The organism is Atopobium sp. oral taxon 416 (assembly GCF_018128285.1).
Classification (GTDB): Bacteria; Actinomycetota; Coriobacteriia; order Coriobacteriales; family Atopobiaceae; genus Olsenella_L.
On the sequence record NZ_CP072380.1, the window covers coordinates 138,004 to 150,865 of the forward strand.

General features: G+C 52.0%; 14 protein-coding genes and 1 tRNA gene. 9 read left to right on the plus strand and 6 right to left on the minus strand.

Features of this window, described 5'->3' with window-relative positions:
- Window positions 1–115: 115 nt before the first annotated feature.
- From J4859_RS00645 to J4859_RS00655, 3 genes are all read left to right on the plus strand, one after another.
- The gene (locus J4859_RS00645; protein WP_212331752.1) at window positions 116–1,342 is read left to right on the plus strand and encodes an iron-containing alcohol dehydrogenase; all 1,227 of its coding nucleotides are present in this window, start codon (window positions 116–118) and stop codon (window positions 1,340–1,342) included.
- A gap of 796 nt (window positions 1,343–2,138) precedes the next feature.
- Window positions 2,139–2,528: an ATP-binding protein gene (locus J4859_RS00650; RefSeq protein WP_212331755.1), complete on the plus strand. Its 390-nt coding sequence runs from the start codon at window positions 2,139–2,141 to the stop codon at window positions 2,526–2,528.
- The gene (locus tag J4859_RS00655) at window positions 2,494–2,880 is read left to right on the plus strand and encodes an ATP-binding protein (RefSeq protein ID WP_212331758.1); all 387 of its coding nucleotides are present in this window, start codon (window positions 2,494–2,496) and stop codon (window positions 2,878–2,880) included. Before J4859_RS00650 ends, J4859_RS00655 begins: the two co-directional genes overlap by 35 nt.
- Window positions 2,881–3,093: 213 nt before the next feature.
- Here J4859_RS00655 and J4859_RS00665 read toward each other — a convergent pair whose 3' ends face one another.
- From J4859_RS00665 to J4859_RS00680, 4 genes are all read right to left on the minus strand, one after another.
- On the minus strand, window positions 3,094–3,330 hold the full coding sequence (locus J4859_RS00665; RefSeq protein WP_212335466.1) for a hypothetical protein: 237 nt from the start codon (window positions 3,328–3,330) through the stop codon (window positions 3,094–3,096).
- A gap of 574 nt (window positions 3,331–3,904) precedes the next feature.
- Window positions 3,905–5,377 (minus strand): glycoside hydrolase family 1 protein, encoded by a 1,473-nt coding sequence (locus tag J4859_RS00670; protein WP_212331764.1) that lies wholly within the window; start codon window positions 5,375–5,377, stop codon window positions 3,905–3,907.
- 23 nt (window positions 5,378–5,400) lie between these two features.
- Window positions 5,401–7,287, minus strand: coding sequence for a PTS beta-glucoside transporter subunit IIBCA (locus J4859_RS00675; RefSeq protein ID WP_212331767.1), 1,887 nt, complete (start codon window positions 7,285–7,287; stop codon window positions 5,401–5,403).
- 742 nt (window positions 7,288–8,029) lie between these two features.
- Window positions 8,030–8,728 (minus strand): hypothetical protein, encoded by a 699-nt coding sequence (locus tag J4859_RS00680; RefSeq protein ID WP_212331770.1) that lies wholly within the window; start codon window positions 8,726–8,728, stop codon window positions 8,030–8,032.
- A 143-nt stretch (window positions 8,729–8,871) separates the two neighbouring features.
- On the opposite strand from J4859_RS00680, the gene J4859_RS17325 reads away from it, so the two are divergent.
- Window positions 8,872–8,979, plus strand: coding sequence for an IS3 family transposase (locus tag J4859_RS17325; RefSeq protein WP_212335040.1), 108 nt, complete (start codon window positions 8,872–8,874; stop codon window positions 8,977–8,979).
- A gap of 246 nt (window positions 8,980–9,225) precedes the next feature.
- Here J4859_RS17325 and J4859_RS00690 read toward each other — a convergent pair whose 3' ends face one another.
- Window positions 9,226–9,426, minus strand: coding sequence for a hypothetical protein (locus J4859_RS00690; protein ID WP_212331773.1), 201 nt, complete (start codon window positions 9,424–9,426; stop codon window positions 9,226–9,228).
- 270 nt (window positions 9,427–9,696) lie between these two features.
- Window positions 9,697–11,232, minus strand: coding sequence for a Mur ligase family protein (locus J4859_RS00695; protein ID WP_212331776.1), 1,536 nt, complete (start codon window positions 11,230–11,232; stop codon window positions 9,697–9,699).
- 71 nt (window positions 11,233–11,303) lie between these two features.
- On the opposite strand from J4859_RS00695, the gene J4859_RS00700 reads away from it, so the two are divergent.
- From J4859_RS00700 to rdgB, 5 genes are all read left to right on the plus strand, one after another.
- A tRNA-Val gene (locus J4859_RS00700) sits at window positions 11,304–11,379 on the plus strand.
- Window positions 11,380–11,448: 69 nt separating this feature from the next.
- A complete protein-coding gene (locus J4859_RS15865; protein WP_249113700.1) occupies window positions 11,449–11,619 on the plus strand; it encodes a hypothetical protein in 171 nt (56 codons plus the stop codon).
- Window positions 11,620–11,649: 30 nt separating this feature from the next.
- Window positions 11,650–11,853: a hypothetical protein gene (locus J4859_RS15870; RefSeq protein ID WP_249113701.1), complete on the plus strand. Its 204-nt coding sequence runs from the start codon at window positions 11,650–11,652 to the stop codon at window positions 11,851–11,853.
- A 94-nt stretch (window positions 11,854–11,947) separates the two neighbouring features.
- The gene (locus tag J4859_RS15875; RefSeq protein WP_249113843.1) at window positions 11,948–12,178 is read left to right on the plus strand and encodes a hypothetical protein; all 231 of its coding nucleotides are present in this window, start codon (window positions 11,948–11,950) and stop codon (window positions 12,176–12,178) included.
- Between the two features lie 26 nt (window positions 12,179–12,204).
- Entirely contained in the window at window positions 12,205–12,834 is a 630-nt protein-coding gene (gene rdgB, locus J4859_RS00710; protein ID WP_212331778.1) for an RdgB/HAM1 family non-canonical purine NTP pyrophosphatase, read from the plus strand.
- Window positions 12,835–12,862: the final 28 nt, after the last annotated feature.

A 12,862-nucleotide genomic window follows, 5' to 3' on the forward strand; every position in this document is an offset into this window, starting at 1 on the left:
TCTTGTGCATAGAACGTTATGCGCCTGGTCCTCGATTAGAGAGGCGCCGATCGCAGCGAGACGTATCGGCGTAAAGCCGTTGCACATGCAGCGGGTACGAAAGGATGGGCTGTATATGGGCCGTTATACCAATCCACGTGATATCTATTTTGGAGAGGGCTCTCGTCACGAAGTAAAGAATCTTAAAGGCAAGAAGGCATTTGTTGTCTCTGGCGGACACTCTATGCGTCGTGGGGGCTTCCTGCAGGAGCTGCAGAAGGACCTCGAGGATGCCGGCTTTGAAGTAAAGCTGTTTGAGGGCGTTACGTCTGATCCTTCTGTCGATGTTGTTATGGAAGGCGCCAAGGCAATGCAGGAGTTTCAGCCTGACTGGATCGTTGCAATCGGCGGTGGCTCCCCGATTGACGCTGCTAAGGCTATGTGGGTCTTCTACGAGTATCCTGATGAGAAGTTCGACAACATTCTTCAGCCGTTCAGCTTCCCTGAGCTCCGCCACAAGGCTCACTTCTGTGCAATTTCCTCTACGTCCGGCACCGGCACTGAGGTGACTGCATTCTCCGTCATTACTGACTACAAGAAGGGTATCAAGTACCCGCTGGGTGACTTCCAGATCACCCCGGATGTCGCAATCGTCGACCCTGAGCTCACCTACAGCATGCCTGCAAAACTCGCTGCCCACACCGGCATGGATGCACTGACGCACTGCATTGAGGCGTATGTCTCAACCGCCGCTTCTATGTTCACCGATGCAGACGCACTGCACGGCATTCGTGAGGTCACCGAGTGGCTGCCGAAGAGCTACACGGGCGATCATGAGGCTCGTCAGCATATGCACGGAGCACAGTGCCTCGCTGGTCTGGCATTCTCCTCTGGCCTGCTCGGCATCACCCATTCCATGGCCCACAAGACTGGTGCAGCCTTCAGCGGCGGCCACATTATTCACGGTGCTGCTAACGCAATGTATCTGGGTAAGGTCATTCAGTGGAACTCTCACGACAGCCGTGCGAAGGAGCGCTACGGCTACATCGCCAAGGAGATCCTGCATCTCCCGGGCGACACCGACGATCAGCGTGTCGCGAACCTCGTCCAGTATATCCGTGGTATGAACGATAAGATGAACATCCCTCAGGCAATTGACAACTACGCTGAGGGCGGCGTTAAGGCTGACGCAACTGGCAAGCCAGTCATGGTCTCTGAGAAGGAGTTCCTCGAGAAGCTGCCGAAGATCGCTGAGAACGCTGTCGGCGACGCCTGCACGCCTGAGAACCCGCGCAAGACTGATGCTGCTGACTTCGAAAAGCTGCTCAAGTGCTGCTACTACGATGAGCCGGCCAACTTCTAATTGAAGCTAGAGTATAAGCGCTAAACAAAAGGAAGGAATCCTCGTGGCAATGTCATTAAGTTAAGACATTGAAATTTGGAAACTGATCTTTTTAGGAATCGAATCATTTAGATTCGATTCCTTTTTTACAAAACTCGCTGTTAGACCATGATTGACCTGACGCCCCTGTCCTTCCAATAGCTCCAGAAGGGCTGCTCCATGTCTATGAGCGCACGCCTGGTATAGAACATACCTGCCTCCTGCAAGCTGGCCTGAGAGTATATCCTTCTTCTCCCGCTCAGAATGCCTTGCCTGCTCTATCCACAGGAAGCAGGCAAGACAAGTGCCCCAGCCACTTCGTAGAAGACCCCATGGGAAAAAGCAGGAACTCGCGCAGCCTTCGCTGCATCGCATTGACGAGGCTAAGCTCGCTGTGCACGGCCTTCTTCGCCACGCTCGCCGTGTGCTTGATGAGCCCTGTCCATTATATTGACAGGGCTCACCCAGCTGCCGCGGGGTGGCGGAGCGCATATTCCAGTCGTATGCGTTCGAGGAGCAGGCATTCAATGCGTGGCCTCGCAGTGCTGAGGCTCTCGCGCAGATACGGGAGCGCCCGGCTCGAGAGGGCATGCGGGATGGCGCTCGCATCCGGCAGGAGGTCGCCGCGCTACCGCGACATAAAGCCGGTCCTGAGGTCGGGGCAGGATTCGGCAGCGGTGCAGCAGCCAGCGCACGAGGAAGGCGGATGCCTCCGCGGAGAGGACTGGTACGGAAGGGATGGTGCACGATGAACATCGGATAGCAGACGCGCAGGAAGATGAGGGACATGGGAGCGGACGGGCTGCTCGAGGCGCTCCTTGCCCAGGACGATTCCGTCTGCATGGGGATGCCCCTCGAGCAGAAGATGCAGATGGCGGTCGGTAAGGCGCATGCAGGATATGTCGCCGACAAGATCTACAACCTCGTGAAGAGGGCGAACCTCAGATATCCGCAGGCAGACGTGCGCCGCATCGACTATGCAAAGGAGCGCGGGCTCGACCGCGTGCTCTCAGGCGAGCTCGCGACCTGTGGGTTCGCCACGAGAGGCCAGGACGTCGTGCTCTTCGGGCCTGCAGGCACGGGAAAGACCTATCTCGCCTGCGCGCTTGCAAAGGAGGCGTGCGCCTGGAAGGATGCGCACGAACTACATCAGGTGCCCCGACCTTAAGGAGGCCTGGAAGAATGCGCAGGAGCGTCCGGGAGGGGTCGCGAAGGCCGTGAGGAAATACGGGGCCTTCCAGGTCCTCGTCCTCGACGAATGGCTGCTCAGCAGGCCGGACGACGGCTTTTGCCGCTTCCTGCTCGAGATCTTCGAGCTGCGCTACGACGAGAGGTCGACGATCTTTTTGCACCCAGTACCGGCAGAAGGACTGGCATGCCCGCCTCGGCGCGGATGTGACTGCCGAGGCGGGCATGGGCCGCATCGTCCACAAGACGGCATGGGTCGACATGGGAGAGATGAACATGCGTGCTGCTGCCAGGGCTGCAGCATCTTCCGGTCCCAGATCCTGATGCAGTGAGCTGAGCCCTCATGAGGGGGCGGTGCTGCATGGCACTGCCCCCGGTGCCGATTCGCGACGCAGCCGGTGCTCAGCCGCAATAATCACTGGTGCCTACACGCGCAAATGCTCGACCTTCTGAATGAGTTCGCCGTTGCAAAAGCTATGAACACACAGGACAAAGTAAAGGCGGTATACAGAAAGTTTGACCTACTGATCAATGATGAATGGCTGCTAAGGCTGCTTCCGGAGGCTAAGGTGTATAATCTCCTTGAAATCATCGAGGCCTGCAGCCGCAAAGGGGCTATGATTCTTTGCACCCACTACGACACAGATGACTGATACCTCAGGATTGACTGTGACCGTGGAGAAGATGAAGACTGCGCTGTTGCTGAAGCCATCCTTGACCGGATTATTCACAACAAGTATTCGATCGATGTTCAAGGCAGAGTATCCATGCGCAAACGCCATGCCTTCTCAGAGTCATAATAAAGCGGTGGTCAATGCCTATCATAGTTAAGTAAGATTATGGCTGTTCTGCTTGGGTCGGCAAGAAATGCTTACTCAGGCAGAACTGCCGCTACTGATCTCTTGTCCATGACAAGTGATCTAAATCTCCGCTAAAGGTGATCTATTCGGCCGTGCAAAGTGATCTTCTCAAGCGGAATATACAAAGATCTGTGCCGATGCCTGGAAGCGGGATATCGGCGGGGCTGGATTGCTTTCTGCGAGCTCGTCCAGAAAAAGTACAACAGCTCATACGATGACACCTCGCTTCCCCTGAGGTCTGCAGGCTCATCTCGAATATCAAGGTATATGTCGAAGGAGTGTTCCACAGCCTTCCGAAGGCCCATATACAAGTCGTATGCCGACTCGTTCAACTAAAGATACAGCCACAGGGATTCTTTTGATGCTTGGTGCCGATCTCCTCCACGGGATGTGCCTCACACACATCCCGCTCGCAGACATCGCAACCACATCCACGGTGCAGCCAAAGTTGTCTAAGCAGCTTACAGTTCATGGAGCCTAGCTGTGCCGCAAGTCCTTAGTCATTTTCTAGATAAGCGGTGGGGATTTCGGTACCAAAGCTTAACAACTTCTGATACCAGTAATAGGAGTCTTTTAACGTCCTTGTGTAGCTACCATTACCGTTATCATCCAAATCCACATAGATTAAGCCATAGCGCTTTGACATTTGTGTCGTTGACGCCGAAACCATATCTGTTGACCCCCACATCAGATAGCCCATTAAGTCAATACCATCATTTTGGAGGGAAAGAAGCATTTGCTTAATATGCTGACGCAAATAATCTATCCGATATTGATCATGAACGTAATTATTTGAAGTTAAGGCATCTTTAGCACCCAAACCATTTTCTACAATAAACAGTGGCTTTTGATAACGATCAAATAGATTAATCAAGATAATTCGTAGACCGACTGGATCAATCTGCCAGCCCCATTCACTTTCAGGTAAATATTTATTGTAAACACCTGTCGTACGGTTAGCTTTAGTAATTTTCAATCCTGTCGTATCATATGCTGTGCAGACTGATGAGTAGTAGGAAAATGCAACAAAGTCAGCTGTATTAGCTTCAAGCAAAGCTTTATCTTCTTGAGTGATCGGGATGTCCACACCTATTTTTTTCATATGATCCAATAAAACTTTAGGATAAGCACCTCGAACTTGAATATCACTAAAATTATAGTTTTCGCGCATAGTCTCAGTGGCTTTAAACATATTTCGAGGGTCGCTATTGTAAGGGTAGACCATCGTACTAGTAATCATGCTACCAACTTTAGCTTCAGGATAATTCTTATGAATGTAAGCAGTAATCTTAGCTGAAGCAATAAATTGGTTATGCATTGCCTGATAAATTACTTGCGTAAAATTTTGATCAGGAAAACGATCTTCTACTAATCCTGCTGACGAGAAGGGGTGCCGAACAATGCTGTCGATTTCATTGATCGGAATCCAATATTTAACTAAATTATGATAACGATCAATAACTGTTTTAGAAAATTTAACGAAGTAGTCTGCTACCTTCTTGTCGAACCACGCATCATACTTCAACACGAGATTTAAAGGCATTTCATAATGCGATAAAGTTACGATAGGTTGAATGCCATAATCTTTCATTGTCTTAAACAATGAATCGTAGTATTCTAACCCCTTTTGATTAGGTTCAGAATCATCCCCATTCGGATAAATTCTGGTCCAAGCGATAGAAATTCTAAAGGCATTAATGTGTGCTTTAGCTAGTAACTTTAAGTCGGAGGGGTAGCGATGGTAAAAATCTACGCCGTGACGCTTGCCCCATTTTTTAGTGGAATGATCCTTGATAGCCTGATTTAATTCTGCAGTCGACATGCTATTGACTCTTTTATAATCATTCAAGTCTTGATGCGGATTGTATCTCTCACAATCAGCGATCGACATACCCTTGCCATCCTCATTCCAGGCACCTTCGACCTGATTAGCAGAAGTAGCAACACCCCACATAAAATCTTGCGGCACTGTATAACATTTCATATTAGCACCTACGCTAAGACCATAACATTATCGCCGGCTTTAACTGATTTAGTCATCTCTTTGTCTTGTAATGAGGGTAAAACTTCTAAGAAGTCCTTACTATTTAAGACAATCATAATGACAGTTGGATCATAACCTGCTTTTTTGATTTCATCAATATCAAAGTCAACTAGTTCTTGTCCCTTCTTAACATGATCACCTTTATTAACTAATTGTTTAAATCCTGTACCTTTCATTTGAACAGTATCAATTCCAATATGAATCAATACGTCAGCATCATTATCTAAATGTAATCCAATTGCATGGTGAGTTTCAAAAGTAGCTGTAACGATACCGTTATCTGGTGCAAAGATTTTACCTTCACTAGGAATAATAGCAATACCTTTACCCATCACTCCACTAGCAAAAGTAGGGTCATCAACCTTGGAAACATCTTTCAATGTACCATTAGCTGGACTATGTAATTCATGCTTTTGATGATCTTGTTTAAAGTTCTCTTTTTCTTTAGCTGCTTTCTTAATTTGATCCTCGTCAACTGGATCTTTGAATCCAATGATCCAAGTTGCAATAAAGGTTGCAATACTAGCAATTACAATTATATAAATTGCTTGAATAACAAAGTTTTCAGTCTTTGAAATCCACATTGGTAAGCTCAAAAATGCTGGAGTTACATAAATAAATGCTTTTAACTTTAAGAAACTTGCAACAACACCAGCAATAGCACCACCAATCATGGCACCGTACATTGGCTTCTTTAAACGAAGGTTAACACCAAACAAAGCTGGTTCAGTAATACCACCCAAGTAGGCAGTAGCACTTGATGAAAGAGCTAATGATCTTAATTTTTGATTTTTTGTCTTTAAACCAACTGCTAATGAAGCGGCAGCTTGTGACATGTTAGAACATAAAGCGACAACACGAATGATCGGATCAAATCCCTGCGTTGCAACTAATTGAATACTAATTGGACTCAGAGCTTTGTGGATACCGATAGAAACCAACCAAGGATAGGCAGCAGCCAAAATAGGAATAGCAACCAATCCTGCATTGTGGTACAACCACATTGCAATAAATCCAATACCTTGTGAAATCCAGTTTGAAATAGGTCCAAGAACTATGAATGTCAACGGTCCCATGATTAGCATAGTTAACATTGGTTCCAGGAAAACTTTGACCATTCCTGGTGTAATCCTACGTATAAACTTATAAACATAAGACATAATCCAAACTGACAAAATAGCCGTAATTAAAGTTGATGAGTATTGAATCAAAGGTACGTTAACGCCTAAAAAATGAAATGGCTTTTCAGCATTAACGATTTGCACCCATAAGGGATGCTCAGTTACTAAACCTAGAAAAGCGCCAAGCATTTGATTTGTGTTAAAGACCTTGGCAGCTGAGAAACCAACGTAAACAGGCATAAAGTAATATCCTGTGTCAAAGATCAAGTTAAGCATCTGGTAAGTTTGACTTTCATCTGACAAACAGCCAGTGATTGTCAAAATTAAAAGCAAAACCTTTCCCATACCAGCACCAGCCAGTAATGGAATAGCTGGCGCAATTGATCCAGTAATTACACTGATAATCGTATCAAAAATATTGCCCTTTTTCTTTGACTTGTTATCAGTAGAATCGGTATTGCTATTATCCAAATGGAGTAATTGCATTAAATCATCGTAAACATCTTCAACTGTATTACCGATAACTAACTGATATTGCCCGCCCTTTTTAACTACCTGTAAAACACCATCAATATTTTCGGCTTCACTATCGTTAGCTTTACTTTCATCTTTTAGAACAAAACGCAAACGTGTTGAACAGTGAACAACGGAGCTAATATTGCTTTCACCACCAACAGCCCTAATGATTTGCTCACACATTTTTTTATATTTCATTTCTTATTCCTCTCATCCTGTGCAATCTTATCGAATTGGCTGAAGTAGTGAGACACAGAAGCTCTATTCCTCCCGAGTCCCTGGCTTTCGCAACCTTACCATTGTAGGCTTATGCAGTCTCAGCTATGCCGCTCATGTACCATTTTCTTCCAGCGTGTCGTAGCTAAGCGTATAGTGGATCCGCCTGCTGTTGTAGAACTCGACGAACTTTGCGATAGCGTCCCTAAGCTCTGGCAGGCGTGCTGTATTTTGTCTGCCTTTAGGCATTCGCTCTTGAGGGTCTTAAACCGGTGCTTCGCCAGAGCGTTGTCCCTCCATCTCGCCCTGCCGTCCATGCTCTGGGATATTCCCTCTGGATGTGAGCAGGAAGACGTATTCCTTAGAGTCGGAAGCGCTCCTATGATGCCTTTCTAATTGTCAAGTCGTTTTGAGCATGCGACTCTGGGCAATGATGTCATAGTACAGCTCGCGCACTATGTATCGCTTGACGCATCGTATCGCCTCGAGCTTGGAATGCCCCTTAGACATCTTGCGGGCCACCTCAGCGCGAGTCCTGTCGTCCGTCCTCAGCCTTCCTGGTGCAGCGATGTGTATCGCGCTGTTCGCTGCCCTGCCAGCGCCCCTGTTGAGCCTGTGGAGTGTCGTGAGCCCCAACGACGCAGGACGCGCTGCCACCCCGCACAGCAATCGCGAACGACGACTCGTTGCTTGAGCCTCTCCGGATTGTCCCCCACTCTGATCATCAGCTGGACAGCGCCCTGCGAGCTGGCGCACTTCTCCTCGAGCAGGAGCGGCGCCACCTCCTCGAGGATGGCCCCGATGGCTGCATCGAGCTCGCCCACCTCGTCGAGATCCTGGTAGCGACTGGCGAGTGACTTGAGGGCGATGCGACCGGTGAGCGCGGGGCCACGCTAGCCGGACGCGCCCGGCCTTGATGCAGCGTGACCTGGGGACGAGGCGGGCGGTTGTCATCGCGCACTACTGGTCTCGCACAGCGTTGGGGGGCCGAGACGATCAGGGAGCGGATCTGCTCGATTGCGGCCTTGTGCGCCTTCAGTGCGGATGCCCTCGCCCTGGTCAGGACCCGCAGGCTCTCGACCATGTCGTCCCTACCCTTCAGCGTCGCGCACCACACCTCGCTCCTGGCGGCCTTATGCGCCATCGCGGCGTCGTCCTTGCCCCTGCTGCGCCTGACGAAGCGGTCGGGGGTGCTCACCTCGACGACCTGCACGTGCTCGCGCGAGAGGTGCTTAAAGCAGCTCCGGCACCGTAGGTCCCTGTGCACTCCACGCCGAAGCGGGCCACCTCGCCGCCTCGAGCGGGTCCACGCGAGCATCTCGGCGCACCCCCGCCTGCTCCTCGGGAAGAAGGTACGCTCGACCTCCGTCCCGCCGGTGTCGACGCCAATGTAGATGACCCTTTCCACCTGTCCTTGTTGCATGGGCGACTGCGATCCCACCTTGGCGGCGGGCCTCTGGCTCGCCCGCCTTTTACACCACTTTACGGACACGACCAACTTCTGAAGACGGAGATGTTCAGGAAGCGCAAGTGGGATAGCGTGACCCTTAAGGAGCTGGAAAACGCATCGACCGCTACATCGTCTGGTACAACACGACAAGGCGCAAGCGCTCGCTTAAAGGAGTGAGCCCGATGGAGTTCAGGCAGAGCCTCGGCCTCGCACTGGCAGCTTAGGTTTGTAGGTGGAATGGTACGGAAAGCAGTTACCACCCTCATCTGGCGCATTCCTCTGTCCTGATTGGCAGCTTCTAGATTGCCATTAACACGCTGCGGTGCTTGAGGGAGCACTGTCTCGAATGAGCCTGCCCCATCGTGGCCGGCCAGGCTCTTTGCGAAGTGTTTGCCGACGGCGCGCAACAACTTAAGCCTTAACGCTATCGCCTCACATGCGCGCTGGCACATGAACCAGGCGCTGTACACTCACCCGCCGCATCTCTTTGCACACCTGTGCAGTGTGAGCCTGCCAGCCAGGCACTGGGTAAGCTCCATCCACTGGGATGCTGCTGGCTTCGACTGCGCGAGCAGCTTGCCTGTCCCTGCTGTGAGTGAGCACCCGTGCCTGGTGAGCTGCAGGCATGTGGCGGACTTGTCGGCCTGCAATGTTAGCTTCTCGGCTATCATGCGCTTGAGATCGGCGGTAAGCGCGACCTTCTCCTTGCGGGTCAGCTACTTTGCTAGTTGTCGTATCGTGTCGAGCATGCGGGGCCTTCTTCAGGTCGGTTTCTTAGTCGAACCCGATTGTAGGGTGACCCCGTGACATCTTTTCGCTTCCCTATATCTACAGTGGTCTAACAGAGTCTAACTTAATGACATTGATCCCCGTAGATTCCTTCCTTTTTTATTGCGCGTTAACGAGCGAACAGTTGTAGGTGATAGCGAGGGCCTGTGAACTTAGGAGTGGCGTTTCACAGCGTCGTTGAAGAGGTCTGCATCGAGCGGGGCAGGTACCAGTTTGCCTTTGATGTGCTCAGCGCCTTCAGTCCCCCGTGCCAAGAGGCATACGAGGGTGGGCTGGTCGCACGAGTAGGCGAGATCGACGGCCCGCTGCACCGCATGTGCGCGGTCAGGGATGATCTCATAGTCAGCTCCTGCCGGGGTCGCCTCTGCCATTGTCCTACAGATGTCTTCCACCTTTTCATAACCCGGGTCATCGAGCGTGTAGATCAGTTTGTCCGCGTAGGGTGCTGCAGCCTTGGGCAGCTCGTAGCGCCGTTCGACTGCTTTGTCGCCAGTGGCCCCAAAGACCGCGATCACCTTGTAGCCCGGGAATTCCTTCTTCACATTGGGGAAGAACTTCTCAAAAGACATCTTGTTGTGCGCAAAGTCGACGATTCCCATCACCTGGCGGCCCGGGGTGGGGATAAGCTCCATCCTGCCGGGGACCTTCGTGTGGGCGAGGCCTTCAGCGACCTGCTCATAGGGGATATGCAGATACTCGCAGATCGCGATTGCGGCAAGCGCGTTATCGACGTTGAAGAGGCCGGGCATCACCAGTTTGATCGGGTCCTTCCAGCTGGGGGTGGTACACACGAACTGGATGCTTCCGAATGAGGATTGAATGTCGCGCGCTGAAACAGTCGCCGTTGAGTCCGTGGTGCTGAAGGTCAGTACTTGCGTACACTCGTGGGAGCGCGCCAGGATACGGTCCGCATGGTCCGAGTTGAGGTTGACGACCGCCGCCTGTGCATGGTCAAAGATCTTGAGTTTGCTCTGGAAGTAATCCTCCCAAGTGGGGTGCTCTAAAGGGGAGATGTGGTCATACCCAATATTGAGGAACGCGCCGACATCGAGACTTAAGTTATCCACACGGTTGTATTTGAGCGCCTGGCTTGAGATCTCCATTACCGCATAGGGAAGGCCGCTGTCACGCATATTTGCGATGTGGCGCCAGAGGTCCGGAGACTCCGGGGTGGTGTTGACCGCTTCCTCCTGCACGATCCCGTCGAAGTATTCGACCGAGCCGATTAAACCGCAGGTGGGATGCTGAGATCCCGCTTCAAGCACCGAGCGCACCATGTAGCCTGTGGTCGATTTGCCTTTGGTGCCGGTGATACCGATGGTGGTGAGCTCCCGGTCAGGGTGTCCGAAGGCCGCAGCGCTGACGTCTGCCATTGCGGGACGCAGCTGGTTGGTGACGAGCGCGGGAAGCGTCGGCTCTATCGCCTTGAGCTCGTCTGCGCGTTCCTCATCGCACAGATACGCTACAGTACCTGCCTGTTTGGCGGCGCTCAGATAGTTGCTCTTGAACTGTGCACCCTTACAGATAAAGAGGTGGTGGGGCTTAACGACGCGGGAGTCACAGTCGGCTCCGGTGATGGTCAGCGCCGCCTCTTCTGCAGTAAGGGGCTCACTGACCGGAGAAAGGGAGCCCTTCTCCTGCAGCAGACGGGAAAGGTCTGCCAGTGTAGGTGTCTTTGCAGTGTTCATAGTAATGAGTATATATACTTATGCGCGTGGATGACCTGAAACTTAGACTGTGATACACTGATTCCTCGTACGGGCGTTTGGCGCAGTGGTTAGCGCAGGTGCTTTACACGCACAAGGTCGGGGGTTCAAATCCCTCATCGCCCACCATATGATCTGATGAGAGGTTGGAAGCCACGTACGGCTTTCAACCTCTTTTGCTATGAGGGGGACCAATACATGGATAGTGGACGCTCCTACAACCGTGCCGCAGACGAGACACGTACGGTGACCATCACCCCAAAGGTGCTAGACAATCCTGCAGGAGCCTGTTTCACTGCGACCGGAAAGACCAAGGTTCTGTATACTGCAAACTTTGAGGCAGGCGTACCTCGCTGGCGGGAAGGGTAGGGCTTAGGCTGGGCCACCGCTGAGGTCGCGATGCTGCCGGCGGCCACCAATACCCGGACCTGGCGCGAGCACCTCAAACGGAAAGGGCGCTCCATGGAGATCGAGCGGTTGATTGGCAGAAGTCTGCGCAGCGCTGTGGATATAAAATCCTTCAGGAAGAACACGATTACGCTGGACTGTGACGTCCTGCAGGTGGATGGAGGTACGCGGACCGCTTCGATAACTGGAGCCTGAGTGATACTGAACCTGGCACTTCAGAAGGAAGTCGCCGCCGGAGCGGTGAAGCCTGGGGCTTTTGGTACAGGTTGCGGCAATCTCGTTGGGAAAGGTGGGTGGGAAGCTGCTGTGCGATCTGGACTATTCGCAGGACAGTCAAGTCGATGTCGACCTCAACGTGGTAGAGCAACCCAACGGCGGCATCGTGGAGATCCAAGACACCGGGGAGCGCTCACTGCTTACGCGTTCGGAGCTCACTTCCCTCCTCGATATGGCCGAACCTGCTCTCATAAAACTCCCTGAGAAACAGCGCGAGGTAGTCGCTGCCGCAGGCGTACAGTAGGGGTGAGAGACATCAGGAGGAACAAAATGAAGAGCGGATATACCCCAAACAACACGATTGTCGTGGCAACCGGAAACCTCCATAAGGTCACTGAGATTGAGGCGATTCTGGGCCCGATCCTGGCCGACAAACACTTTGTCGCGCTGGGGGAGCTGGGTGACTTCCCGGACCCTGAAGAGAATGGGACGAGCTTCGACGAGAATGCCTTGATCAAGGCACACGCCGCCCTCGATGAGACTGAATTTACCCAGGCGATTGCGGATGATTCGGGTCTGTGCGTCGACGCCTTAGATGGTGCGCCAGGAATCTTCTCTGCCCGCTGGGCCGGAGAGCACGGTGACGACAAAGCGAACAACGAGAAGCTCAAGCGTGCGATGCAGGAGGTACCTGACGGTAAGCGCCAGGCTCACTTTCACTCCTCAGTGGTCTTGGTGACCCGCGGTGAGGATGGGGAGGAGGATCTCTTCGGCGAGGGCGACTGTGTTGGCACGATCGGATACGAGTGCCGCGGTATGCACGGCTTTGGCTACGATCCACTCTTTCTACCGACGGATGCGCCGGGGAAAACTATGGCGGAACTGACACCGGAGGAGAAGAACACAGTCTCCCACCGATTCCACGCCCTGGTGGATTTGGCCCAGAAGCTCAAGGAATAGGCTAAAGAGACGGGTTTGCCTCTCGAAC